This is a genomic window from Alloscardovia venturai (assembly GCF_042676605.1).
GTDB lineage: Bacteria > Actinomycetota > Actinomycetes > Actinomycetales > Bifidobacteriaceae > Alloscardovia > Alloscardovia venturai.
This window is the reverse complement of sequence record NZ_JBHTHQ010000006.1, coordinates 56489-81379: the sequence shown is the minus strand read 5'-3', so window position 1 is coordinate 81379 and position 24891 is coordinate 56489. Positions and strand designations below refer to the sequence as shown.

Genomic DNA, 24891 nt, shown 5'->3' with positions numbered 1-24891 from the left:
TCCGTGTCTCTATGTATCTCTATCTTTGCTGATGGATACTGATGCACATATCAAAGGGGCTTCCTCACGTAAACCTTCGTGAGGAAGCCCCTTATCATACCCTGTACGAGCAAGTTATGGAGTTGCTCTACAAGACTATATTAGTCGTCTCCATCGTCTTCGTTGTCCGTGTCGGACTGATTATTGTTCTGTTGGGTCTGAGTTTGAGACTGCGTGCTACGATTTGCGCTACGCGAACTAGAAGAGCTCGATGCAGAGCTTGAGCCACCAAGGAACTTTTGATCTGGGGTACCGTAGCTTGGGTCATCAGGAATGCTTGCAGCAGTAGTGTAGGCTTCCATAAAGTTCTTAAAGATAGGAGATGCGAGGTACATACCATACCAGTTGCGGCGGGTTACACCGTTGATAGTCATACCGGACATGTCCTTTTGTGTCTCCATATTTCCTGCTACAGCAAACGCTGCTACTCCGTTCGTGAAGCCACCAGTATTCATAAAGTATGTTTCTGCAGTACCAGTTTTTGCAAAGGTCTTACGGTTTGGAAGGTTTGCAGCTGTCGCAGCACCCTTTGTAGCACCGAGGTTCATCACATACGCTACGGTTTGCGCTACATTTTCAGGGATTGCCTGTGTGCAGTTTGCAGAAGGCACCTGATAGCTCTTGCCATTTTTCTCGACCTTAGTGATAGCGATAGGGTCGCACTTAACGCCTTTTCCAGCGATAGTTGCGAAGACGTTTGCCATAGTGAGTGGAGAAGTATTGAGAGAGCCAATGATGAATGGCGCATACATAGTGCTGTGAATATCTTCCTGCCCCGCTAGGGAATTATGGTAGCCCATAGCGGTAGCAGTGTCGGCGATGGAGCACAAACCAATCTTTTGTGCCATAGAAGCCTGAGTGGTGTTATGAGACTGGAGAAGAGCTTGAAGCGGTGTCTCAGGATTGACCGTACCGCCGCCAGTGTTCTGCACGCTCCAATATCCCGCCTGTGTAGAGTTACATGGAATGGATGCATTAGCATATGAGGTGGCTGTGCGCAGTGGTTCGTTGATAGAGCGACCATTGATCATCCACGCTGCGAGGTTCATAGGTTTGAACGTAGAACCTGGCTGGATACCCTGTCCGCCGCCATCTGCTTGGTCCACCGCGTAATTGATAGAGGTGTGAGTGCCTGAAGCGCTCGCGGTGGCATCATATGTTCGATTTTGCGCAAGAGCGAGTACTTCGCCTGTACCAGGCTTAACTGCCGCAAGTACGGACTCGATACCCGATGGGTCGTTTTCAGGTACGACGTCACGCACCGCCTGCCATGCTGTGGCTTGGGCATTGACGTCCATAGTGGTGTAAATGTTCAAACCACCTTGATAGAGAAGCTTGCGTCGGTCTGCCTTGGTCTCGCCAAAGTTAGGAGACTGAAGCATCTTGTTGACGACATAATCGCAGAAGTATGCCGCGGAGCCCGCGGTTTGGCAGCCAACTTCCACATCCTGGATGTGAAGCATATCTGCGATATTGACTGCTTTAGCTGCCTTGACATCATCAGCAGATGCGTATCCTTCCTGCTGCATTAAATCAAGGACGATATCGCGCTGTTTTTGAGACTCCTCTGGATGAAGAGTTGGGTCGTATGCCTGAGGATTTTTCGTAATGGAAGCAATGGTAGCTGCTTCGCCAAGAGTGAGGTCTTTTGCTGACTTATTGAAGTAGTGGCGGGAGGCTGTTTCTACACCGTATACGCCTGAGCCAAACTGAGCGATGTTGAGGTAACCCTGAAGAATTTCTGCCTTGGAGTAAGTCTTTTCAAGCTGTACAGCGAGAAGCATTTCGCGTAGCTTGCGTGCGATGGTATCTTCCTGTGCATGGTATGCAGCGATAGGGTCGTCTGAATTTGTGGCTTGGTCGATGAGTATATTCTTGACATACTGCTGAGTCAGAGTAGATCCGCCTTGCGTATCGCCCTTGGACACGTAGGTTTGCACGAACGCGCGCAATACACCTGTAGGATCCACGCCGGCATGCTGGAAGAATCGACGATCCTCGCGGGCTACCATAGCCTGCTGCATGACCTTAGCAATGTCTTTCAGTGGGACGATGATGCGGTTCTGTGTGTAGAACGTAGCAATCACTGTCTTTCCATCAGATGCGTACATGCGCGATTGCTGAGGCAAATCGTTCAAGTCGAAGTTGACGTCCTCGACACCTGCGCTCATCTGCGGTTCGACAGCTTTTGCGACAACCGTTGCGCCGACCACAGCAGGCATGACGATGCCGGATGCGACGATACCGCCCATTGCGCAAAAGAGTAAGAACGACAAAATCAGTGTGAATAAGCGTTTTGGTGTAAACTTATTCTTCCCAGTTTCTTCAGACATACGTACCAGTCTAGCTGAATGGCTAAACGCGTCGAGGAGTATTTTAAGCGGGTACTTTTAAGTACTCCACGTATGGCACTTTAATGTCGTGCGCGCAAGATGAGATTTCCAGGCTGATAGATGATGATAGTACGCCCCTCGCGTGCTATCCATCCTCGATTCGTAAAATCCATGAGCGCCTTATTTACCGTTTCGCGCGAAGTGCCGACTAGCTGTGCTAGTTCTTCCTGCGTGAGGTCGTGAGGGACAACGAGACCCTGAACCGTTGGCTCGCCGAAACGCTTCGCAAGATCGATAAGTGTCTTTGCCAAGCGTGCTGGAACATCCATGAAGACGAGGTCTGAAATACGTTCGTTATTATGGCGCATGCGATTTGCAAGGACTTGAAGCATGTTGACAGCCACACGAGGGTGCTCGTTCAACCATGAGAAAAGAACATGGGATGCGAGAGATAGGGCAACGGTGTTGTTGACCATGCTTACTGCGGAAGCTGTGCGCGGACCTCCATGAGGGTCAAAAACGGGAATCTCACCTGCTATTTCTCCTGCGCCAGAAATGCTGAGGAGTTGTATACGCTGATCAAAAGACTCGCGCGTAAGTTTCAGTCGTCCGCGTTCGATGATGTACATAGTGTGATCTTCGTCACCCTCATGGAAGATATACTCTCCTTTGGCGTAAGTGCGCCGTTCAAGATACGGAAGAAGCTGGCGAGCATCGTCAAGGGGAACATGTTCAAAGAGTGCGGTGTGCATAAGAGTTTGCTCAAGAATTTCCAGTGATGTCGTAGTTGGTTCATGCACAAGCGCCATAATCCCTAACTTTCCTGTGTGTCAAATTCCGGTGCGATGCCTCGTTGCTCTGTCTATCATAAGCGAAACGCACGCATAAGGGAAGTATATGATGTTTCTCCACTGGAGACCATGGAGCGCTGCTGCTCTTGTTAAGAACCGCTTTTTTGTTAAATTACGAGTTATTAAGAGCGGGATGAGAGCGGTATAAGAGTGGAAAGTGCAATATTTTTGTGCGATAATGTTCGTATGATTTCATCGCAGAGGCAACAACTTATACTTGGACGACTTCGCACACGCGGTGCTGTACGCATTGCGGGACTTGCTGATGAGTTCGGCGTTTCAGCTATGACCATTCGCCGTGATATTTCCGAACTTGCTGACAAGGGGCTAGTGAAGCGAGTCCATGGTGGTGCTGTCTCTTCGTCGACATTGCTTGCGGAGCCGTTGTTTGCAGTCAAGTCTCAGATGGACGTAGGTCTTAAAGATTCTATTGCTCTCAAGGCTGTAGAGCTTGTGCAGCCGGGTGATGTGATTGCCATTGGTGGAGGGTCCACGACGTATGTATTTGCACAGCATTTGCTTGAGTCGGAAAATTCTACGGGTATTACGATTTTGACGAATTCTTTGCCGGTCGCTGAACTTGTGCAGACTGCGGAGAATAAGGATGTGGAAGTTATCGTCACTGGTGGTGTGACCACACGTTCGAATTCTTTAGTGGGGCCTCTTGCTGACCGTGTCATTTCGTCACTGCGTGTAAATTTGCTCTTCCTGGGAACGCATTCTGTGTCTGTGCCACGTGGGTTCCTCACTCCGAACTCGCTGGAGTCATCTACTGCGGCGGCGTTGATGTCTATCGCAAACAAGACTATCGTCTTAACGGATCATACTAAGTGGCAGTTGACCTCATTGTCACTTTTTGCAGGGTTTGATGATGTCGACGCTATCATTACGGATTCTGGAATTTCACCTGAAGATGTCGCGGCAACTCGTGAAGTAGCAAGAAATCTCATCATTGCCCAGTAGAAATTGCGTAATGGATAGTGCCAGTCTGTTGTGAAGAATAACAGAATGTTACAAAACCGCACAAATTAGTACAGAATTACGCTATACTATTAACTATGACTACATTCACGAAGTACGTGCCAGGCGAGTATGCACGTAAAAACATTCGCATTACCCCTACAACGTTGTCGGATGGTCGCGATTTCTTCTATCTCGATGATGACCCAGAGTACGTTTCTGGTCAGAAGACGCGCGAGCTTAAGGACCCACGTGTTCTTGCAAATCGGTATGAACCGGGAATTGACGGTGAGGGCAATCCTATGCCGGTTCAGGCTCCTACTATGCGCCAAGATCCACTTACTGGTGACTGGATTCCAATGGCGACAGCGCGTATGAATCGACCGATTACAGCTGGTCCGGGTGCCACGGCGACGGGCAATCCACTTGCTGCTCGCAAGCCTGGAGATCCTTATCAGGATGGAGAAGTGCCGGATACAGACTATAACGTGGTGGTTTTTGAGAATCGTTTCCCATCGATGACTCGTGTGCCGGGCATTCCAGACGTCGTAACGAATGTCGATGGCAATCCACTGTGGAAGTCCCAGCCAGCTGTCGGACGCTGTGAAGTTATCTGCTTCGATCCGAATGAGACGGGGCTTCCGGCAGATCTTCCTATTAAGCGTTTGCGCACCGTCGTGGAGGGGTGGGCTTTCCGCACCGCTGAACTTTCTACAATTGACGGCATTGAGCAAATATTTCCTTTTGAAAATCATGGTCAGGAAATTGGTGTATCTCTCGCCCATCCTCACGGTCAGATTTATTCGTATCCGTTCATTGCTCCTCGGTTGGAGACAGAGCTTCAGCATACGCAGGCGTACTTTGAAAAAAATGGTTCCAATCTCTTGACAGACCTCAAGGATGCTGAAATTGAGGCAGATGAGCGCGTAGTCCTTCGCAATGATACATGGGTTGGCTACGTTCCCGCTGCTGCTCGCTGGCCGTTGGAAGTACACGTCCAACCGCTGCGTGACGATGTTCGTACTCTTGATGAGCTCAACGATAATGAGCGTTGGGGATTAGCCCAGATGTACTCGCAGCTCTTGAAGCGCGGCAATGCATTCTTTGATATCGGAGACGGTAAGGGCATGGATTTGCCATATATTTCCGCATGGCATCAGGCACCAGTGCATGACAAACGCCGTGAAAATTACCGCCTGAATTTGCAATTCTTCTCCTTCCGCCGCTCTGCGAATAAAATTAAGTATTTGGCAGGCTCGGAATCTGGCATGGCTGCGTGGATTTCTGACACGACTCCAGAGAAGATTGCTGCTCGCTTCCACGAGCTCGGTCCAGTCGATATTTCTAACGTTACTGATTAATCGTTGCTGATTAATTGCTTGTGAGCTAAATAAAAGGAACTTCCCATGGCAAAGATTGAATTTATTGATGCATTAAGCATTGAAGAAGGTGCTCGTCAGGCCAAAGAGCTTTTCGAAAAAACTTTCGGTTCTGCTCCTGCAGGTGTGTGGGATGCACCGGGTCGTGTGAACTTAATCGGCGAGCACACAGACTATAACAACGGTCTGTGTCTGCCGATTGCACTTCCTCATCGCACATTCATTGCTCTATCTCCTCGTGAAGATACTAAGGTTCGCGTCATCTCTACGCTTTCTGATGGCATTGTAGCTGAGGCCGACCTTGATGGCTTGGAAGCAGGTGGCGTCGAAGGCTGGGCTGCGTATCCTGTCGGTGTAGCGTGGGCGATGCGCGAACGTGGTGGATTTGGAGATAAGGTGCGTGGCTTCGATGCAGCTTTCTCCTCGTGTGTGCCGCTCGGCGGCGGGCTAAGCTCGTCAGCTGCTATGACATGCTCTACGGCACTCGCTCTTGACGATGTGTATGGACTCGGTTTCGGTGATACTGATGAGGGGCGTGTCACTCTCGTTAATATGGCTATCACTTCTGAAAATGATATGGCTGGAGCTGCTACGGGTGGCTTGGATCAGTCTGCATCGATGCGTTGCCAGGCAGGTAAAGCGCTTTTGCTTGACTGCAACCCTGAACTATCTGCGCTTGAGAGTGTATCCCAGCAGGAGTTTGACTTAGATAAGCTGGGGCTTGAACTTCTCGTGCTTGACACTCAAGCCCCGCACTCGCTCAATGATGGTCAGTATGCTGCTCGCCGTCGTGTATGTGAAGAGTCTGCTGCTGCTCTCGGTGTGAAGTCGCTGCGCAAACCTGCCGACCGTATCAACGCACTCCCTCAAACTGAGCGTGCTGTAGCTGTAGATGCTCTCGTGTCTCGTCTCGACTCCGAAGAAGCACAAAAACGTGTACGCCACGTCATTACAGAGATTGGACGCGTTACTGAATTTGTGGACGCATTCAAAGCAGGCGATATCAAGCGCGCGGGAGAACTCTTTAATGAGTCGCACAACTCCCTACGCGATGACTATGAAGTCACTGTCCCGCAGCTCGATGTAGCAGTAGACGTAGCACGTGTGAACGGCGCATACGGTGCACGTATGACCGGTGGCGGCTTTGGCGGCTCCATCATCGCGCTCGTCGATAAAGGACAGGCTGCCCTGATTGCTCAAAAGATTGCTGATGAGTTTGAATCACGTGGGTGGAATGCGCCGCGCGCGCTCGCCGTGGTGGCGTCTAATCCAGCAGAACGGGTGTGCTGACTCCCCCCCCCTCTCCCCACAACTGGAGAAGTTGTAAATTAGTCTAATGTGTCAGAACGTGCTAGGTCGGACGTTCTGACACATTTTGTATAGTAAAAATATGCGTACAGAATTAACGCGATTTCGCGTTCTACCGGGAAAATCAGCAGTTGTTGATGAATGGATGGCATTTCTTAACAATCACATGCCTGACACACTTTTAACGCTTGAGAATGAGAAAATGTATGTGGAATCTATATTTCGTGAAATAGCGAAAGATGGGACGGAATATCTATATTGGTTTTCTATTCAAGGATTAGGCGGTGCTTCTGTAGAGGATTCGGACAGCTACATTGACAAGAAACATTTAGAATACTGGGATAAATGTATTGACCCAAACTATGGTGAGGTAAATTTCGACGAGCAAGTCGTAATGATTCCCGAACGGATTCGAGCAGCGTTCTAGCTATTAAACAAAAGTATCAGGTATCTCTTTTTTGTAAGGGATATCTGATACTTTATGCGCTCATCATCACTTAACGGTATTGAAGATTTAATCCACTTGATTGAGCATCATGAGCCGTTTAAGCTCATCATTGTCGATGTTGCCCATATCGTGAAGCGTGCCGTAAATAGTGTTCAACACGTGCTCGCGGTCGCTATCGCTATTGACGAAGTCATATTTCGTCCCATCAATAGTAATCATCGGCGATGCATCGTACCGTCTCTCCCAATCCTCGTAGTAGCGTAGGAGGCGTTTGTAGTACTCTTCAAGCGTTGGGTCGGAGTCTACCTGCTCATATGCGCGTCCGCGATGGGCGATGCGCGAGATCATAGTGGGATAGTCGACCTTGAGATAAATCATGAGATCTGGAGACTTCTTGTGTGCTGCATAAGGAAGCTCTTCCATCATATTGTTCAAGAGGTGCTTGTAAATCTCGTATTCCTCAGGCTTAGCATTGCCCATGTCAGTGTTCATCTTCATGAAGAGCTGGTCTTCGTAGATGCTCCTGTCGAGGACGTTATTGTCGTCCTGCATTGCCTTTTTAATCATGGCAAAACGCTGATTGAGGAAGTAAATCTGGAGCAGAAAAGCGTAGTGGTTTGTCGCATCCTTCTCACCTGCTTGGCGGCGCATTTCAGCCTCTTCGTTGCCTTTGTAGAAGAGGGGCAATACAGGATTGTCAGTGACTGGCTCCTCAAAAGCTTGAGTGCCAAGTTGTTGTGAGAGTAGATGAGTGAGTTGTGTTTTCCCGGCGCCAATTGGGCCTGCGAGTACTAACAAGATAAGATCACGCCCTTTTCTCTTATTTAATCTGCCCGGTCGCGGCAGAATTTCCTGTGTGATGGAACCACGATACCTTAGAGTCGAAGAATGCCACCATATCATTGGTCAAGTAGAGGATGTAAGTGACGAAGAGCACCCAGTTCGCATCTCCTTGGAATGCTGTCACGCCCCATAGAACGATAGACATAAGCCCCTGTGCTGTCCAGAAGTAGTACGTGTCTGAGAAGCGCAATGTCGTCAGGATGGCACCTGTGATACCGATAGCTGCTGCGATAGAGTCCGTCCAAGGGCGAGGGCTGATAAACCAGTGAGTGTCAGAGTAGTACAGAATACCGAGTACAACGGCGAAGAAGAGTGCAGTAAGTGCCCAATTACGTACGCCTTTGCCATCTTCGTGCAAGTAGCGCACCTTCTTATCGACATTTTTTGCCCAGCTTGGCATGAAGAGAACTGGCAAATCGAGAATTAAGATGTAAACGCTCTGAAGAATCACATCGTTAAAGTTCTTCGCCTCGATAGCCACGATGATGTAGATAATTGCAGAAACGAGACCGAGTACACCGTTGAGTGGTTTCGCATTGGTAATGGAGAGAGTACAAGTAAATCCGAGCATACCTGCAAGCATGGTAGCGATGGTAACGGGAGTAATTTTCCCGCCGACGGTCATACCGAAGATGATGCCAAGACCAAGCAAAAGCAAGCCATAACTTGCTGGTGTCCAACCTTTCATCTGTTCTACATACCAAGACGGCTTGAAGATGTCATACCAAGCGAGTTCTTTGCTCGTACTTGTGGTGCTCTCAGACATATTTTCTTTCTCTTTCTGTCAAATTTCGTGGCATATTGCGTAACCAGTAAATATGGTACTGAGAGAATAAAATAACACTAAATATGGAAGTTTTAAAGAAGTAAATTATAAATATTGTGTTGGCGCCTGAGTTCATTGGACTTACTCAGCGTGTTGGAAAAATTGGCAAAAAATACAATTCATGCAAAGACGTGATGTTCGTCACAAACGGTGTTTTTGATAGGTCTTGTAGTAACTGCAAAATCCACGCGGCCGATTTTTATTCTCAGAATTAGAGATAGGGGGAGCTTATAAGTGAGATGCAGCTATTCTTCATATTGAAGATGCATTAAGGAAAGATAAATGATAGCAAAGTATTATCCACGTGGGAAATTTATTCTCTTAACTGTTCTTTCGCTGTTGTCTAGCGCTGAAAGCATTGCAGTAGCTTTTATGGTAGCAAGTCTGACTGCTGTAGCGACGAATGGAAACGTTAAAGAGCTTCCGAAAATTGTCGTAGAGGTCATTATTTTCCTCCTTATCGTGCTTATATCTCAGTTGGGTTACAACTATATGCGTACTGATGCAGTGCGCTATGTCAATCAATTCTTACGCAAGAAGGTTCTTCGTGGCATTCTTTCAAGTGCGAATGGTAACGAGTCAGAAAAATTAGGTTTCTTTACCAATGATTTCAAGCTCCTTGAGACGAACCGTTTCGGTGCAGAGCTTAATATTGTGTCCGCAGCTTTTACTCTCATCTTATCGTTGACATACGCGCTCGCTATGAATTGGGTTCTCACTCTTGTATTTTTCGTCGGCTCATGCATACCTTTGGTCGCATCTAACTTTTTCCAGAAGCCTATCCAGCGTGCGTCCGAAGTATGGAGTAAAGCAAACGAGGGCTATGTTGCGAAGACGAAGAACTTCTTATCTGGAGCAGCGACTCTCAAGCTGTATCGGCAAGAAGACAGCGCTGTTGCACGTAACGAGAAAGTAATAAACAAACTCGAGAATTCATTGATGCGCATGAATCTTCTGAGTGCTCATGCACAAACGAGCGTTAGTATTGTAGCGGAAGTGGGAACTTTCCTTATCCCATTTATCGTCGGCGTTCTTTTAATCACACATCACCAAGCATCGTTGGCGTCATTATTTGCTGTCATGCAATTGTCGAATTCGTTTGTCAACCCTATTTTGACTATTCTCAGCGAAAGAAATAACCTTTCTACGACCAAAGCTATCGCACATAAAATCAGTAATCTTGTGGGCGAAAAAGATAACGATGCCAACGCTAATGACAGTACTAGTGTCAGCGCTAAGGCAGACTCTACAAAGATAATGACGTTTAAGGATATTTCTCTCATACGCAATGAGAAAGTTCTCAGCGACAAGATAAGTTTTGATATTTCGCGCGGTAAGAAGATTGCAATTATAGGTCCTTCGGGGTGTGGAAAGTCGACTCTTCTTCAATTCCTAATGACTGGTCAGTATGGCAAAGCTCAGGACATCACACTTAACGGGCTGCGTGTACAGGCAGGATCTTTTGCATATGAGTTCGCGTATGCAAGCCAAAACCCAGTGATATTTTCTGATTCATTAGAATACAATCTCACGCTCGGCGCACATGTACCCCATGAAATCATGAAGGAAGTCTGCAAGATTCTTGGAATTGAGGAAGTCGTAAACGAAAAAGGGCTGCAGTATGACCTTGGGGCTAACGCTGATCAGCTTTCTGGAGGACAGCTCGCGCGAATTGAGCTAGCAAGAGCCATTCTCTCTGGCAGGTCTATACTGCTTCTCGATGAGATTAATGCATCGTTGGATAAGAAGACGGCAGATGCTATTCATGAGTATCTCTTGACTTCTGATCTCACGTTCATTGAAGTTATCCATCACTATGAGGAGGGCGAGTTATCTCGTTATGATGAGGTGATTGATTTTTCACGCTTTAAGCATGAAAATGCTTAAAGATACGTGAGGTATTGTGCTACTACAGAGCTACTACAGAATTGGCGTTGGCAAAGTCTCATCTTTGCCAACGCCAAACGCATTCTTAACAGCTCAGTTGAAATTAGTTTTTAAAACTATGAACCGGAGCTGGAATGTGCCCACCTCGGTATACGAATTCAGAGCAGTCAGAAGTGTTGACAGGCATAATCGGCGCGTGCCCCAGCAGGCCGCCAAACTCAGCGGTGTCACCCACACCCTTTCCTATCACTGGGATAATGCGCACGGCAGTGGTCTTCTGATTAATCATGCCGATGGCTGCTTCATCAGCGATGATACCGGAGATGGTGGCTGCTGTAGTATCTCCAGGAACGGCTATCATATCGAGACCTACGGAGCACACGCATGTCATAGCTTCAAGTTTTTCGATGGTAAGGTTGCCGCTTTCTGCTGCCTCAATCATGTTCTTATCTTCTGAGACAGGGATAAATGCTCCAGAAAGACCGCCTACATAGCTCGATGCCATGATGCCGCCCTTCTTGACCTGATCGTTGAGCATAGCGAGTGCTGCAGTCGTGCCAGGTCCACCCACCTGAGATAGACCAATTTTCTCTAAAATCTCGCCTACGGAGTCTCCTACTGCAGGGGTAGGTGCAAGAGAGAGATCGATAATCCCGAAAGGAATGCCCAGCCGAGCGGACGCTTCTTGAGCTACGAGCTGACCGACTCGAGTAATCTTAAACGCCGTCTTCTTGATGGTCTCGCAGAGGAACTCAAAATCCTTGCCTTTAGCCTCGTCAAGTGCGCGGGAGACGACACCCGGTCCGGATACACCGACGTTGATGACGGCATCGCCCTCAGTGACGCCGTGGAACGCGCCAGCCATAAATGGATTATCATCAGGCGCATTACAAAAGATGACGAGTTTTGCATTTCCTAAGGAATCTTGGCTTGCAGTAGCTTCAGATACTTCCCGCACGACTTTACCCATGAGCGCTACCGCATCCATATCCAAACCAGTACGTGTAGAGCCAACATTCACAGAAGCGCACACGAAATCTGTAGTGGACAGCGCTTTCGGAAGGGAGCGAATGAGAAGTTCCTCAGAAGGAGTCATGCCTTTAGAGACGAGCGCGGAGAAACCGCCGAGGAAGTTGACCCCGACTTTCTTTGCAGCTTTGTCGAGGGTTTGGCACACCTTGACATAATCGTCTGTCGTCTTGCAAGCGCTTGCTCCGACAAGAGATATAGGGGTCACGGAGATGCGCTTATTGACAATCGGAATGCCGTACTCGCGCTCAATCTGCTGACCTACTGTGATAAGGTCACGAGCATATGTAGTGATTTTGGTATAGATTTTCTCACATAATGTATCTACGTCATCACTGACGCAGTCGAGAAGGGAAATTCCCATAGTAATAGTGCGCACATCGAGCTTTTCCTGCTCAATCATGGTGTTTGTCTCGCGCACTTCCATTGCGTCAAGCATTGATGTCATCGCTAAACTCCTTGAGATGTCGCTGATATAAGCGTGTTTTGTGGATTGTAAGTGTGGTAAGTGAGTTTAGATGCGATGCATCTTAGTGAAGATTTCTTCGCGCTGGCAACGGACGCTGACGCCGATTTCCTCGCCAAGCTTGTCAAGGGTATCTCCAATTTCCGAAAAATCGACGGTGGCATTGGCATAGTCCACAATCATCATCATATTAAAGAATCCGTCGACGATGGTTTGAGAAATGTCTAAAACATTGACATTGGACTCAGAGAGATAAGTGCACACACGAGCGATGATGCCCACAGTGTCGTGACCGACGACGGTAATAATAGCTTTATTCATGGTGACCTCGAAGACCTTAAAAATTGATGTGATTTCTGCCGTAGCCTCCAGTATATCGATGGCTAAGGTTTGAAAAGCCCCTGCATTCGCATAATGGTATACGCTGCAGGGGTTTGGACAGTATGTATGGCGAGAGCTATACGTCAAGAGCGTTATTCAGCTTCGTCGGCTCCAGCAAAGTCGAGTTGATGCCAAGCTTCGTACAGGGCAATGGATGCAGTATTAGCAAGATTGAGGGAGCGCAAGCTTGGTCGCATAGGAAGTTTGACCTGCTCAGCTACGTGCGGCCCAAAGAAGACATCCATAGGATCGGGAATATCTCCCGGCTCTGGCCCGAAGAGTAAGATGTCATGCGGCGTGTACTCGATGTCAGTATAGCTTTTTGTCGCATGGGCGGTGAAAGCGATGATACGGAAACCTGGCATAGCTTCTACCATTGCTTCAAAACTCTCATGTACGACGACATGTGCCATATCGTGATAGTCAAGACCAGCGCGACGAAGTTTCGTATCTTTCAAATTGAAACCCAACGGTTCAATGAGGTGTAGTACGGAACCAGTAATGGCACACAGACGAATGGCAGAGCCAGTATTCCCTGGGATACGTGGCTCGTAAAAGCACACGTGAGGTACTTGTGTGACGCGCTTTGCAGCCTCAATTGCCGTGAGCATCGTATCGGAAACAGTAATAGGATTTCCATGAGCATCCGTAATGAGCTCATCTGGCGCGTAGCTCTTTTTGCGGTAGCCGTATTCAAACATAGCGGTTTGCTGGTCTTCTGGCCTTTGACTTGCAGGGATAGGGCGCAATTTGTCTGCATTTTCTGGCTTGTGCTCATTACTCATATGTATGACAATAGTGACGATGACAGACCACACAGTTTCTCCTGACGTACACTCCGACGATGACTACTCTGCTTATCATGATGCACTTGCTCCATGGTGGGCAGATCATGCTCGTGATTTCCCATGGCGCTTTGGACGGACGGATGCGTGGGGAGTGTTGCTCTCTGAGGTGATGAGTCAGCAAACTCCCATGACACGTGTGCTGCCATACTGGCAAAGTTGGATGGCGGTGTGGTCAAGTCCAGATAAGCTGGCAGAAGCAACCGCAGCAGAAGTGATTTCTGCATGGGGCACGCTAGGCTACCCGCGTCGTGCCTTACGTCTTCGAGAATGCGCACAGGAGATTGTCGCGCGATTTGGTGGTCGAGTGCCGGATACTTACGAGGAACTTGTATCTTTGCCAGGTATCGGCGATTACACGGCGTGCGCGGTAATGGCGTTTGCTTATGGCAAGCGGGTCCCTGTAGTGGATACAAACATTCGCCGTGTACTCTCGCGAGCTATTGGGGGCGCTGAGTCTTTAGGTGGTGCAGCAAATGCTTCAGAAAGGAAACTCGCCGAGAATGCTCTGCCGCGTGACGCGCGTATGTCAGTTATCTGGAATCAAGCCACGATGGAACTAGGAGCGACGGTATGCACCGCGAAGTCGCCCGCGTGTGATGAGTGCCCTTTGCGCAGTGAATGTAAGTTCGCGCAGGCTGGCTGGCCAGGATTAGGGCAGAAGCGCACCCGTCCTCGCCAAACTTTTACGGGGACAAATCGCCAAGTGCGAGGGAAGATTTTGAAAGCGCTCCGTCATGCAGATGAGCATCATCTCAGTTATGACGAGATTTCTCAGGTGTGGGCAGATAGTGTACAGCTCGATGCGTGCATTGCAAGTTTGGATGAGGATGGTCTTATTGAGATTCGTGAAGATCATTCACTCACATTGCCTCTGGGATAGTTTGCGGTGCTGAATGTCTACTGAATATCTTATGGAGCTTGGGGTTACGCGGGCACGCTACACTAGCAGGTATGGCTGTACGAAATTCTGGTCCACGTGGTGCTCGCTCGCGGGGCAATAGAGCTACGACTGCACATCCGCGCGTAAAGGGTACCAAGCGAAAACTCGCTCGAAAGTATCTTATCCGACGTGTTGTGGCGCTGGTAATTGCAATTGCCGTGCTTGCGCTCGTAGGCGTGGGAATTTTCGCTGTAACGCATCGAGGGCGTTCCGCAGCTTCCTCTGCTCTTTCAGCCACATCATCCAGCACGAAGAAAACGCAGAAGTCACAGTCATCTACGTCTTCGGACAGTTCTTCGCAAGGAAACTTTACTACTCAAAAAGCTAAGGACTCAGGTATCCCTGATTGCTCTACGAACCAACTTAAGTTGACTTTGTCGGCAGACAGTACCGCTGTGAGCAACGATAGTACGATAAAATTTACCAAAACGTTCACTCATCAAGGTAATCAAAACTGTCTCATCGACACGAGCGATGATAATACTGTGCTCGTCGTCACCAACGCGCAAGGCACGCAAGTGTATCGTAGCGATGCGTGCACAGTTGATCCTGGGGAAATTCTTCTAGGACAATCCGATACGTATACAAAGGACACGAGTTGGGCGACTGCAGTCTCTAATACAGCTGTCGATAAATCTATCGCTGACAATGCTGAGGTCAATGCATCGGGACATGGATGTATGAAATCTGGCAAGTCTGCACCTCATGTCGCCGCAGGCGAATACACAGCTCAACTCATCGATGCAACTGATAACTCCGTCGTTTCAGACCCCGTAAAACTGACTATTTCCGCACCACAAGCTACTCCTCAAACGAGCGAACAGTCAGAACAGAGCACGCAAAATCAGTAAACGTTAGCGCCTATCTGACTTATTCAGCCCCAGCGCGCGCATCGCATCAAGAACAGAACTAACCTGGACAAGTTCTACGCCATCTGCGTTTTCATATGTCATGCCATGCCGTGCACGAGGGACGAGAATGGTAGTAAATCCAAGACGGGCAGCCTCACGAATGCGATGGTTCATGCGAGGTACTGGACGAATCTGCCCTGTTAGTGAGATTTCGCCTATGGCCGCTGTCGTACGAGCAATGGGCTTATCTGACACTGCGCTGGCTAACGCGCTCGCGATTGCCAAATCGCATGCAGGCTCCTTAGCAGCGCCGCCCGCAATCGTAGAGACATATAAGTCACGAGCAAGCAGATTGATACCCGCGTGGCGATATAGCACAGCTACAAGCATGGCGAGACGGTTTGTGTCGACGCCATTGGTGGCGCGCCGAGGTGCGGGAAGTACGGAATTTGTGACAAGAGTTTGAATCTCGATAGGCAGGCTTCGATGCCCATCCACGGTAAAACTTACGCACGTGCCTACAGGAGACTCATCAGAGTCGCTGATAAATAAACCGCTTGGGTCTTTAACTTCTTCGATTCCTTCTCCACTCATATCAAAGCATCCGACTTCGTCCGTTGGTCCGAAACGGTTCTTGACAGACCGCAAAAGTCGTAGAGCTGTCTGAGAGTCACCCTCGAACTGACAAACAACGTCGACGAGGTGCTCAAGTGTGCGTGGTCCAGCGATGGACCCGTCTTTGGTAACGTGTCCTACGAGTAGGAGAGGGATATCTTGCGCCTTTGCTACATCTATCAGTGCGGTGGCAACTTCGCGCACTTGAGTAGAGCCGCCTGGGATACCGTCCACTCGTGTGGAATTGATGGTCTGAGCTGAGTCAACCACAGCGAGGACTGGTTTTTCTTGGGATATAAGAGATACGACGGTATCGAGATCTGTAGTGGATGCCATGAGAAGGCTATCGTTTTGTGCGCCGATGCGTCGGGCACGCATCTGAATCTGGGCGAGAGACTCCTCACCGGAGATATAGAGCACTGTAGCCTGTGGATCCTTGCGTGACTGCTCATCGGCTACATTCCCTGCTGTTTCAAGGAGAAGTGTAGACTTACCGATACCTGGTTCGCCTGCCATGAGGATAACGGAACCGGGCACGATGCCACCACCGAGTACTCGGTCGTACTCTTCAAAACCCGTGTGAATGCGCTGTATATGCTGAACAGTAACGTCTGAAGTGGAATGCACGTAATCGTGGACATTGATATGCAGTGATGCGCCGGATGTGCTGGAAGTTGTCTTGCTTGCGCCTCTTGAGGGACGTGCTTCATGAAATTCCTCAATCGTACCCCACTCGCCACAATTTGGGCAGCGTCCAAACCACTTTGCGCCATTCCATCCGCATTCGGTACAAACAAATTGAGTCGTGCTCTTCGCCATAGCTTGACACTATATTTTTCTTCAGACAACTGCGCCGTAGGCAGATAGACTCGGGCGAGTTATCCACAATTGGTTATGTGATTGTCGCGTATAATCGTGCGTGCGAAGCGCGGAGGAAGAGGAAAGAGAAGAGTATAGACAATAAAATAAGCCCCTATTCACTATAAAATGAATAGGGGCAGAACTTGGACAGACAGTTTCTACTGCCTTATGAGCGTGACTACTCAGCTTCAGGTGCAGAACCTGCAGAATTTTCTGGATTTACCGGTGTCCCCGGCGTACCCATTTCTTCAGGAGTTTGTGTACTCGTAGTTGGAGAAACGCTATACGGACTTACAGGAGTGGCAGAGTTTGTAGCAGCCTGCTGAGTAGCTGGTTGCTGCACAGATTTCGCATTGTACGCTGACTGCTGTGGCTGTGCGTATGCTGACTGAGCATAAGTCGTCTGAGCCTGTGGCTGTGCATACTGCATTGGCTGTGCTGTTTGTGCGAACTGCGTTCCCGTTTGTCGAGCTTGAGCATCCTGAGCAAGTAAGTTGCGATAGAAAGCAGCACGAGTAGCAGACATATATGGAACGAGCCAAAGGAGAAGGAAACCGAGAGTGAATGGAGTAAGGATGATCCATCCAAGGAAGGAAAGGTCAAGTACAAAAAGCTCCCACTTGTGTCCCTTCATCAATCGTCGGGATTCATTGATAGCCTCAGTGCTCTTCAACTTGTATCCTTGATTGCCCCAGTCCTCAGTGAGATAGTAGCTCATGGAGTATGAGTAGGACTTGACAATGCCCGGAATGGCGAGGAGAAGAGACCATAAAAATGTAAATATCCAAACGAGGAGAGCATTCTTAATAGTGCTCCACGCTTTATCGTTATTATAAGGTGCTACGAGTTCCTCCCCCACACCCTTGTCAGTGCGATCAATGACATGCAGAGAATAGAGCATAAAGGATATGCCTAAGAGAGCTGTAACAATTCCGCCGATAAATCGGATGAAGGGACCGAAACCATTTGATGTAGTGTACAACCCTTCACTAGTTCGTGTATACGGAGATACTATCGTCGCAAGAATTCCAAAAGCTAATCCAATGACTTCGATGATTAAGAGCAATCCGATGGATTTGCCATACTTGCCCTGGAGAGATGCTTTAGCTTGTGCTTTTAATTGTGCACGAGTCATAATGCCCCTTCTGTTCAAACTTTAACGTGATGTACACCTTACCCGTTGTGCGAAACATAGAGGGTCTTAAACTCATGACACAATGAGAAATATGACCGAGGAGAAAAAGCTCGATATGGCAGTATCTAATAGTGAAAATGCGGTAGATGAGAGCGGAGTGCAAGAATCTCACAAAATATCTGAGGCTAACGGGGCTCCATCTGTGGAGAAAGCACAAGAAGAGCATAAGCTCTCCCATAGGAATCGCGCTATTGCTATCGCTGTGATTTTTGTGATTATCGGCGTGTCGTTGATTGCAGCGTTTATATGGCCAGGGTGGGCGCGACACAGTGCGGATAACGGTTCGCACGTAGCTACAGGCACTCAAGCTGTAGTGTCAGTAGATCCGGTAGCCCTGCCACAGGATGCTACAGATTTGGAAAAAATTCTTCCTGATAGTGTCGAGTCTTACGCGCGTGGGGAAGTGAAATCTATCACGGCGTGGGAATCTTCAGAGCCTACTGAGGAATATCAAGTCGTGTATACGAATGGCGATCATAAAGCCGACATTACTGTGACCTTCGGCCAGTGGACTTCAGCTGATTACGCAAATGCTCAGTACACCTCTTTGGTGAGTGCACTAAAAGGCGATAAGAAGGCGAGTGGTAAAGTCAATGTGAACGGGAAAGAGACTGGTGCATACGAATTACATGCTGTAGAGGGTAATTCAGAGCAGTCTGTTGTGGTGTGGCAGAATGGCACGACGGTGTTCCAGGCACAAGGCCCTGCAAATGCTGTTAATAATTTTTATGCGAAGTTCCCGTATTAGGGTACGTAGGCGCTAAGTAGCCTGAGCAGTACCGCGGCGCTACTCAGGCGAAGAAGTTTGTGGATAGATCCTTTGAATACTATTTTGGGCATGCGTGCCATACCAGTCGCCAATCCGTAGTACTATAGGGAAAGTTGTCAATTTACTAGAGGAGGCTCTGATGGGTTCGGTCATCAAGAAGCGCCGCAAGCGTATGAGCAAGAAGAAGCATCGCAAATTGCTGCGTAAGACTCGCCACCAGCGTAAGTAGTCTTAAAAAATAAGCGTTAGAGGAGCAGACCTTCGGGTGTGCTCCTTTTCGTATGTCGTGCATCGTATATTGCGCATCGTATTGCAGTGTGATTGCGCATACGCATAAAGAGTGAGTGCAAGTAAGAAGCAAGTGACGACGGCAGCGGCGATACAGGTCGAAGATGACCTTAAATTGTGTTTGTATAAATGATACAAATCTTCTGCTTTTTGTGGCTACTTATTAACGAAATATATATTTGAGACAAACATGTGCGAACATGTGCGTTTCGTCGAAAAGGCGCGTTACACTGTCGCTATCGTGAGTTCTCAAGCCGGTTCGATGGTGCACCACAGTAGCACCGCGAGATTTAGGATGTGGCAACGAAGCACTCACGGAGAATGGAGGACAAGAGATGATGAAGTTATCTCATGGTCGAGGATTAGGAAGAATTGTCACGCGCGCTGTCGCAGTTGTGGCGACTGCCGCGATGATAATGGGCGCGGCAGCATGCGGTTCCTCATCCTCTCAGACCGTTACTTTGGACTTCTTCCAGTTCAAGGCTGAGGCAGCGACATGGTTTACTGCAAAAGCCCGCGAATTTGAGAAGTTGCATCCAAATATCAAGATTAACGTAAATAATTCTTCAGATGCGACAACTGATTTGCGCACACGCCTTGTCAAGCATCGTGTTCCGGATGTTTTGACAGAAAATGGCGATATCAGCTTCGGTCAGCTTGCTGAAACTGGAGTATTCCACGACTTTACAGATGATCCTATTGTATCCAAGCTTAATCCTGGCATGGTAAGCATCGCTAAGAATTTGGTTCAGACAAAAGATGCTTCCAAGAAGCGCCTTTATGCTATCCCTTATGCGGGCAATGCTTCTGGCTACATCATCAACGTTGATGTCTGGAAGAAAGCTGGTGAGGATCCAAACAATCCACCGAAGACATGGTCTGAGTTTATCGCGCTCCTTCAGCGTTTCAAGGATAAGGGCATCACGCCTTTGGAAGCTTCCGAGGCTGAGGGATGGACTTTGCAGGCGCCACTATCTTCTTTGAACTCCACTCTCGTGCCGGAAGAGAAGTACACTGATCTTGCTGCTGGTAAGACCACTCTCAATGAATTGTGGGAGCCAGTCGCCGGTAAACTTGTCACTCTCTATAAGAATTACACTCAGAAGAATCCTTCTATCACATATCAGCAGGCGACACAGAATCTCGCAGCAGGCAAAGCGGCAATTCTTCCACTCGGTACATATGCCATTCCAAATGTTCGTTTGGTCAATAAGAATGCCAACCTTCGTTTTGCTCAGATGCCTGCGACGGACAATGTAAGCGAGCAGAAGCTCACTGCTGGCGATGACGTCATGCTTACCATTGGTGCAAACACCAAGCATTACAAGGAAGCACGCATGTTCGTTGACTTCCTTATGGAGCAGAAGAACGTCAAAGACTACTCCAAGCAGCAGTCTGCATTCTCGCCATATAAAGACACCTACGTCGGTGACCCTGCGCTCAACGGTGTGCTGGACTTCTACAAGGCAGGAAAACTGACCGACTTCTGCGATCACTACATTCCTGCATCAGTCAACATCGCTGGTTTTGAGCAGACGTTGATTACTACTGGCAACGTCAAGCAGTTTACAAACGCTATGCAAACCGAGTATGCCAAGGTGCAGGCTCGTAACTTTAGAGACTAAGGAAGGAGTGGAAAATGGTAAATGCAACAGCGGCTAAGTCGAAAAAGGCAAAGAAAAGCACTTTCTCGCGTCGTAAAGTCGACCCAGCATTTTATTGGATGACGGTACCAGCTGCAATTCTCGTAGCACTTTTCTTGTACTGGCCATTCCTTCAGGGTGCTTTCTATTCTTTGACCAATTCCACCGGTTACGGTACATGGAAGTTCATTGGTTTTAAGAATTACATCGCGATGTTCCAAGATAGTCGTGTAGGCTATTCTTACCTCTTCACAATTCTTATCGCAATTGTGATTACTCTAGGTACGAATGCTTTTGGTCTTTTGATGGCAGTTCTTTTGGATTCCAAGATTGCTTTTAAGAATGGTTTCCGCGCTATCTTCTTCATCCCATATACTCTCTCCGTGCTTGTCATCGGCTACGTTTTCAAGTACATCTTTATGGAGCCTCTTCCAGCACTTGGACAGGCTCTTCATATCGACTGGCTGTCTACGTCGATGATTACAAATCCTGACTTAGCGTGGTTCCCTATAGTCTTCCTTTCCATCTGGCAGGGCGTAGCTTACTCAACGCTTTTGTACTTGGCAGGTCTGCAGACTATCGACTCCGAGATTTACGAAGCGGGCGAAATTGATGGTGCGACAGGCTGGACGAAGTTCACCCAGTTGACACTTCCACTTCTTGGACCGTTCGTCACCATCAACATGGTGCTCGGACTCAAGAACGCACTGAGCACCTTCGATCAGGTCGTAGCATTGACCGGTGGCGGTCCTGATTCCAAGACGGAAACTGTGTCGTACCTCATCTTCCATAACGGTTTGGGCTCCGGCGAATACTCCTACCAGATGGCGAACGCTGTGACATTCTTCATTGTCCTCGCAATTCTGGCATTCATCCAGCTGAAGTTCTTCGGCGATAGGGAGGAAATCTAAAATGGCTGAAACAATGACAAAGCCAGTTAAGGCTGAAAAGATTCGTAAGAATCACCGCATCAATTGGTGGCTTACAGCAGTAGTAGCAGTTCTGTCTCTGACGGTTCTCGTACCTCTCTATTTTGCCATCGTGACAGCGCTCAAGACTCCTAAAACTGCGGGCGACTTCTCTCTGCCGACCACATGGAATTGGGGTAACTTTGCCTCCGCATGGAACCAGGTAAATTATCCAAAGGCTGCGCTGAACTCAGCAATCATTACAGTGCTCGCTATTGTGTTTACCTTGCTGACGAATACTTTCGTAGCGTATGCAGTAGCTCGCAATATGGATAAGAAGTTCTTCCGCTTCTTGTACTACTTCTTCCTTGCGATGATGTTCGTGCCATTTACCGTAGTGATGCTTCCGATTGCTTCCCAAATGGGTATGCTTCACTTGGACAATCAGGTCGGTCTGGTCATCCTCTACGTTATTCTCGGCCTGGGTACGAATCTCTTCATTGCTATCGGATTCATCCGTTCGATTCCGATTTCTTTGGAAGAGGCTGCTCGCATCGACGGTGCAAGCACATGGCGTATCTTCTGGACTATTATCTTCCCGCTTATGGGACCTATCAATGCGACTATTGCTATCCTGACGGCATTGTGGGCGTGGAATGACTTCCTTCTGCCATTGATTACTTTGACAGATCAGTCAAACCAAACCATCCCATTAGCACAGTATGTGTTCCAAAGCCAGTTCACCTCGAACTACCCAATTGCGTTCTCTAGCTACCTGATGGCGATGGCTCCAGTGCTCATCGTGTATATCTTCGCTCAGCGTTGGGTCATCGGTGGTGTAATGCGCGGTGCGGTGAAGTAAATTAAGGCTTTACTGCACATACGGCGTATAGCAGACGAAGTTTAAGGTTCCTTGGTAATTGTTCTCAATTGTCGAGGAACCTTTGCGTTTCGTTTGGTTGAGTGAATGTGGCTTGAAACAAGAAGTTTGACGTGATGAAGAAAGTCTCAGGTAGCTAAGAGCCGCCTGAGACTTAAGAGAAGAGAGAGAAAAGAGAAGAAGGGATTAAGTTTTCTTGGGGAGGTAGTCAGCTCAGCTTCCGTTTGTTCAGAACTCAGGTTCCTGTGCGGTTACTTCCTTGCGTTGGTATTTATATAACCAAGCATTTCTGAGAGACATCCCGTAAGAAACCTGAGAATTCTCTGAGAAACGTGACGAGTCTGTGAAGGCGGGACACAAAGCTGAAGGGATGCAAGGGTAATAGAAGAGCGGAATCAGCGTTGAGGTACACACAGGTATAAACTCAAGAAGAGGAGATAAAGCAAAGAAGGCTGAAGAAGGTTAATATGCGTAAAGAGTATACGCGCCCCGTGTCGAAACCTATTGATGGTGATGCGAACGTTCTATCCATTCTGACGTCCCGTGTATCGAGGACGGCAGATAAGTCGCTGATTGAGTATAAAACCGACAATCAGTGGAAATCATTTACTGCTAGCGAATTTTATGAACTCGTCAAAGGTCTTGCGAAAGGCTTGATTCGTAAAGGGGTCCAGCCTGGGGAAGCAATCGGGATTTTGTCTCAGACACGCTGGGAGTGGACTGCACTCGATATTGCCATTATGAGCATCGGTGCATTGACCGTACCAATTTATCAAACAAATTCTGCGTCCCAAGTGCAGAATATCGCTAACGACTCTCACATCCGCATGATTTTTGCAGAAAACGACGAGCAACGTGACAAGGTAGAGTCTGTTATCGACGATGTACCTACTCTCGGAGAAGTTCTCGTTATCGATAAAACGCATGCGCAGTACTCTGTCATCGATACTTTACTTGAGCTTGGCAAGACCATAACGGATGCTACTTATCAGGCTCGTGTAGATTCTATTCATGGCGATGCGGTGGCGACCATCGTGTATACCTCAGGTTCAACGGGGACGCCAAAAGGCATCGAACTTACCCATCGAAACTTTGTGTACATGGCAAATTCGGGTATACAGTCCATGATGGATATTTGCTATCGTCCTGGCGGAGCTCGCCTTCTGCTTTTCTTACCGCTGGCTCATGTCTTTGCCCGTTATATGCAGTTCTATAGCATTGGTTCGGACATTGTATTGGGTCTTTCGAGCGATATGAAAACGATTATCGCAGACTTTCAGTCGTTCAAACCTACGTTTATCTTGGCTGTGCCTCGCATATTTGAAAAGGTGTTTAACGCTGCTTCGCAGAAGGCAGGTAGTGGTATAGCTGGCAAACTCTTTGCTAGCGCTGCCCAGACTGCACGCCAGTGGTCCATGGCCCAACAGGCGCATCAGAAGTTGAGTATGTGGAATCGCGTAAAGTACGCATTCTTCAAAAAAGTGGTCTATTCGAATATCATGGATGTATTTGGCGGACAGGTAGACTATGCGGTGTCTGGGGGAGCGCCTTTGGACTCATCTATCGCGCACTTCTTTAACGGTGTGGGGCTTCCTTTGCTGGAGGGCTACGGCATGACAGAGACGTGTGCACCCGCGTGTGTGAACCCAACTTCGGGATATAAGATTGGCTCGGTCGGCTTGCCGTTGGAAGGCTTAACGTTTGGTGTCGCTGACGATGGAGAGCTATGCATCAAAGGTGCAGCCGTGTGTAAAGGTTACCACAATCATCCAGAGCTTACCCAGCAGCAGATTCACGACGGTTGGCTTCATACTGGAGACCTTGGGGATATTGACAAAGACGGTTTCATCTATCTAACTGGACGCAAGAAAGAACTCATTATCACGGCAGGCGGAAAGAATGTATCGCCGGGTATTCTCGAGTCAAGCGTGATGATTTCTCCAGTTGTCGACCAGTGCGTCGTCATCGGAGATAAACGACCATTTATCGCTGCCCTCGTGACACTTGACCTCAACGATACGAATGCGTGGCTCAAAGCTCAAGGTGCTGCGCCTGTGACAGACCTCGAGGAAGCGGCAAAGAATCCTATTGTCATAGCCGAAGTGGATAGTGCTATAAACAGGGCAAATCAGCAGGTTTCCCGCGCAGAGTCTATCCGCAAGTTCGAAATCATTCCTGAAAGCTTTACTGAAGCTAATGGCATGCTGACTGCGAGTTTAAAGGCGAAGCGTAACGTCATCGTCAAGCACTATGCACAGCTTATCGATACTAAAATTTATGTGTTGCGAAGTGGCAAATAGTAAAGCGATAAACAACGAAAGTAAGTAAAAATAAGAGCTCCTC

The 24891-nt window shown here is 48.3% G+C and carries 22 protein-coding genes; 13 read left to right on the top strand and 9 right to left on the bottom strand.

Annotated elements, in window-relative coordinates:
- Positions 1–140: 140 nt before the first annotated feature.
- Together ACFQY8_RS00800 and ACFQY8_RS00795 are read right to left on the bottom strand one after the other, a co-directional pair.
- Complete coding sequence (locus tag ACFQY8_RS00800; protein WP_377937681.1) at positions 141–2372, bottom strand: transglycosylase domain-containing protein; 2232 nt, start codon at positions 2370–2372, stop codon at positions 141–143.
- An 80-nt stretch (positions 2373–2452) separates the two neighbouring features.
- The gene (locus tag ACFQY8_RS00795) at positions 2453–3181 is read right to left on the bottom strand and encodes a Crp/Fnr family transcriptional regulator (RefSeq protein WP_377937679.1); all 729 of its coding nucleotides are present in this window, start codon (positions 3179–3181) and stop codon (positions 2453–2455) included.
- Positions 3182–3409: 228 nt separating this feature from the next.
- On the opposite strand from ACFQY8_RS00795, the gene ACFQY8_RS00790 reads away from it, so the two are divergent.
- From ACFQY8_RS00790 to ACFQY8_RS00775, 4 genes are all read left to right on the top strand, one after another.
- Entirely contained in the window at positions 3410–4186 is a 777-nt protein-coding gene (locus tag ACFQY8_RS00790; RefSeq protein WP_377937677.1) for a DeoR/GlpR family DNA-binding transcription regulator, read from the top strand.
- Positions 4187–4281: 95 nt separating this feature from the next.
- Complete coding sequence (gene galT / locus ACFQY8_RS00785; protein ID WP_377937675.1) at positions 4282–5544, top strand: galactose-1-phosphate uridylyltransferase; 1263 nt, start codon at positions 4282–4284, stop codon at positions 5542–5544.
- A gap of 45 nt (positions 5545–5589) precedes the next feature.
- Positions 5590–6852: a galactokinase gene (gene galK, locus ACFQY8_RS00780; protein WP_377937673.1), complete on the top strand. Its 1263-nt coding sequence runs from the start codon at positions 5590–5592 to the stop codon at positions 6850–6852.
- A gap of 100 nt (positions 6853–6952) precedes the next feature.
- Positions 6953–7297, top strand: coding sequence for a DUF6176 family protein (locus tag ACFQY8_RS00775; protein ID WP_377937671.1), 345 nt, complete (start codon positions 6953–6955; stop codon positions 7295–7297).
- A gap of 87 nt (positions 7298–7384) precedes the next feature.
- Here the strand turns inward: ACFQY8_RS00775 and ACFQY8_RS00770 are convergent, their stop codons facing one another.
- Together ACFQY8_RS00770 and pnuC are read right to left on the bottom strand one after the other, a co-directional pair.
- The gene (locus ACFQY8_RS00770; RefSeq protein ID WP_377937669.1) at positions 7385–8116 is read right to left on the bottom strand and encodes a deoxynucleoside kinase; all 732 of its coding nucleotides are present in this window, start codon (positions 8114–8116) and stop codon (positions 7385–7387) included.
- A 22-nt stretch (positions 8117–8138) separates the two neighbouring features.
- Positions 8139–8927, bottom strand: a complete 789-nt coding sequence (gene pnuC, locus ACFQY8_RS00765) for a nicotinamide riboside transporter PnuC (protein WP_377937667.1) — start codon at positions 8925–8927, stop codon at positions 8139–8141.
- A gap of 342 nt (positions 8928–9269) precedes the next feature.
- Between pnuC and ACFQY8_RS00760 the strand changes: the two genes are divergently transcribed.
- Positions 9270–10874: an ATP-binding cassette domain-containing protein gene (locus ACFQY8_RS00760; protein ID WP_377937665.1), complete on the top strand. Its 1605-nt coding sequence runs from the start codon at positions 9270–9272 to the stop codon at positions 10872–10874.
- A gap of 103 nt (positions 10875–10977) precedes the next feature.
- Here ACFQY8_RS00760 and ACFQY8_RS00755 read toward each other — a convergent pair whose 3' ends face one another.
- The 3 genes from ACFQY8_RS00755 to ACFQY8_RS00745 form a co-directional block, all read right to left on the bottom strand.
- Positions 10978–12342: a PFL family protein gene (locus tag ACFQY8_RS00755; protein ID WP_377937707.1), complete on the bottom strand. Its 1365-nt coding sequence runs from the start codon at positions 12340–12342 to the stop codon at positions 10978–10980.
- A 75-nt stretch (positions 12343–12417) separates the two neighbouring features.
- Positions 12418–12690 (bottom strand): ACT domain-containing protein, encoded by a 273-nt coding sequence (locus ACFQY8_RS00750; RefSeq protein WP_377937705.1) that lies wholly within the window; start codon positions 12688–12690, stop codon positions 12418–12420.
- A 152-nt stretch (positions 12691–12842) separates the two neighbouring features.
- Positions 12843–13535, bottom strand: coding sequence for a tRNA (cytidine(34)-2'-O)-methyltransferase (locus tag ACFQY8_RS00745; protein ID WP_377937663.1), 693 nt, complete (start codon positions 13533–13535; stop codon positions 12843–12845).
- A 19-nt stretch (positions 13536–13554) separates the two neighbouring features.
- Here ACFQY8_RS00745 and ACFQY8_RS00740 point away from each other — a divergent pair, with 19 nt between their 5' ends.
- Together ACFQY8_RS00740 and ACFQY8_RS00735 are read left to right on the top strand one after the other, a co-directional pair.
- Complete coding sequence (locus ACFQY8_RS00740; protein WP_377937662.1) at positions 13555–14478, top strand: A/G-specific adenine glycosylase; 924 nt, start codon at positions 13555–13557, stop codon at positions 14476–14478.
- Positions 14479–14549: 71 nt separating this feature from the next.
- Positions 14550–15389: a hypothetical protein gene (locus tag ACFQY8_RS00735; protein WP_377937660.1), complete on the top strand. Its 840-nt coding sequence runs from the start codon at positions 14550–14552 to the stop codon at positions 15387–15389.
- Positions 15390–15392: 3 nt separating this feature from the next.
- Here ACFQY8_RS00735 and radA read toward each other — a convergent pair whose 3' ends face one another.
- Both radA and ACFQY8_RS00725 read right to left on the bottom strand, forming a co-directional pair.
- Positions 15393–16823: a DNA repair protein RadA gene (radA, locus tag ACFQY8_RS00730; RefSeq protein WP_377937658.1), complete on the bottom strand. Its 1431-nt coding sequence runs from the start codon at positions 16821–16823 to the stop codon at positions 15393–15395.
- Between the two features lie 220 nt (positions 16824–17043).
- Positions 17044–18000, bottom strand: coding sequence for a DUF975 family protein (locus ACFQY8_RS00725; protein ID WP_377937657.1), 957 nt, complete (start codon positions 17998–18000; stop codon positions 17044–17046).
- Between the two features lie 91 nt (positions 18001–18091).
- On the opposite strand from ACFQY8_RS00725, the gene ACFQY8_RS00720 reads away from it, so the two are divergent.
- From ACFQY8_RS00720 to ACFQY8_RS00695, 6 genes are all read left to right on the top strand, one after another.
- Entirely contained in the window at positions 18092–18808 is a 717-nt protein-coding gene (locus ACFQY8_RS00720; protein ID WP_377937655.1) for a hypothetical protein, read from the top strand.
- Between the two features lie 160 nt (positions 18809–18968).
- Positions 18969–19058, top strand: coding sequence for a 30S ribosomal protein bS22 (locus ACFQY8_RS00715; RefSeq protein WP_004268639.1), 90 nt, complete (start codon positions 18969–18971; stop codon positions 19056–19058).
- A gap of 394 nt (positions 19059–19452) precedes the next feature.
- Positions 19453–20742, top strand: a complete 1290-nt coding sequence (locus tag ACFQY8_RS00710; RefSeq protein ID WP_377937653.1) for an ABC transporter substrate-binding protein — start codon at positions 19453–19455, stop codon at positions 20740–20742.
- Positions 20743–20756: 14 nt separating this feature from the next.
- The gene (locus ACFQY8_RS00705; protein ID WP_377937651.1) at positions 20757–21671 is read left to right on the top strand and encodes a carbohydrate ABC transporter permease; all 915 of its coding nucleotides are present in this window, start codon (positions 20757–20759) and stop codon (positions 21669–21671) included.
- Position 21672: 1 nt separating this feature from the next.
- On the top strand, positions 21673–22530 hold the full coding sequence (locus tag ACFQY8_RS00700; RefSeq protein ID WP_377937649.1) for a carbohydrate ABC transporter permease: 858 nt from the start codon (positions 21673–21675) through the stop codon (positions 22528–22530).
- A gap of 485 nt (positions 22531–23015) precedes the next feature.
- Positions 23016–24848 (top strand): AMP-dependent synthetase/ligase, encoded by a 1833-nt coding sequence (locus ACFQY8_RS00695; protein ID WP_377937647.1) that lies wholly within the window; start codon positions 23016–23018, stop codon positions 24846–24848.
- Positions 24849–24891 lie beyond the last annotated feature (43 nt).

Bases quoted from the DNA above. Each gene is read 5' to 3' on its own strand.
- ACFQY8_RS00775 (WP_377937671.1), top strand. From the start codon at position 6,953: ATGCGTACAGAATTAACGCGATTTCGCGTTCTACCGGGAAAATCAGCA.
- ACFQY8_RS00700 (WP_377937649.1), top strand. From the start codon at position 21,673: ATGGCTGAAACAATGACAAAGCCAGTTAAGGCTGAAAAGATTCGTAAG.
- ACFQY8_RS00800 (WP_377937681.1), bottom strand. From the start codon at position 2,372: ATGTCTGAAGAAACTGGGAAGAATAAGTTTACACCAAAACGCTTATTC.
- ACFQY8_RS00705 (WP_377937651.1), top strand. From the start codon at position 20,757: ATGGTAAATGCAACAGCGGCTAAGTCGAAAAAGGCAAAGAAAAGCACT.
- pnuC (WP_377937667.1), bottom strand. From the start codon at position 8,927: ATGTCTGAGAGCACCACAAGTACGAGCAAAGAACTCGCTTGGTATGAC.
- ACFQY8_RS00720 (WP_377937655.1), top strand. From the start codon at position 18,092: ATGACCGAGGAGAAAAAGCTCGATATGGCAGTATCTAATAGTGAAAAT.
- ACFQY8_RS00735 (WP_377937660.1), top strand. From the start codon at position 14,550: ATGGCTGTACGAAATTCTGGTCCACGTGGTGCTCGCTCGCGGGGCAAT.
- ACFQY8_RS00760 (WP_377937665.1), top strand. From the start codon at position 9,270: ATGATAGCAAAGTATTATCCACGTGGGAAATTTATTCTCTTAACTGTT.
- ACFQY8_RS00715 (WP_004268639.1), top strand. From the start codon at position 18,969: ATGGGTTCGGTCATCAAGAAGCGCCGCAAGCGTATGAGCAAGAAGAAG.
- ACFQY8_RS00710 (WP_377937653.1), top strand. From the start codon at position 19,453: ATGATGAAGTTATCTCATGGTCGAGGATTAGGAAGAATTGTCACGCGC.
- ACFQY8_RS00795 (WP_377937679.1), bottom strand. From the start codon at position 3,181: ATGGCGCTTGTGCATGAACCAACTACGACATCACTGGAAATTCTTGAG.
- galT (WP_377937675.1), top strand. From the start codon at position 4,282: ATGACTACATTCACGAAGTACGTGCCAGGCGAGTATGCACGTAAAAAC.
- ACFQY8_RS00740 (WP_377937662.1), top strand. From the start codon at position 13,555: ATGACAGACCACACAGTTTCTCCTGACGTACACTCCGACGATGACTAC.
- galK (WP_377937673.1), top strand. From the start codon at position 5,590: ATGGCAAAGATTGAATTTATTGATGCATTAAGCATTGAAGAAGGTGCT.
- ACFQY8_RS00725 (WP_377937657.1), bottom strand. From the start codon at position 18,000: ATGACTCGTGCACAATTAAAAGCACAAGCTAAAGCATCTCTCCAGGGC.
- ACFQY8_RS00790 (WP_377937677.1), top strand. From the start codon at position 3,410: ATGATTTCATCGCAGAGGCAACAACTTATACTTGGACGACTTCGCACA.
- ACFQY8_RS00755 (WP_377937707.1), bottom strand. From the start codon at position 12,342: ATGCTTGACGCAATGGAAGTGCGCGAGACAAACACCATGATTGAGCAG.
- ACFQY8_RS00750 (WP_377937705.1), bottom strand. From the start codon at position 12,690: ATGAATAAAGCTATTATTACCGTCGTCGGTCACGACACTGTGGGCATC.
- radA (WP_377937658.1), bottom strand. From the start codon at position 16,823: ATGGCGAAGAGCACGACTCAATTTGTTTGTACCGAATGCGGATGGAAT.
- ACFQY8_RS00695 (WP_377937647.1), top strand. From the start codon at position 23,016: ATGCGTAAAGAGTATACGCGCCCCGTGTCGAAACCTATTGATGGTGAT.
- ACFQY8_RS00745 (WP_377937663.1), bottom strand. From the start codon at position 13,535: ATGAGTAATGAGCACAAGCCAGAAAATGCAGACAAATTGCGCCCTATC.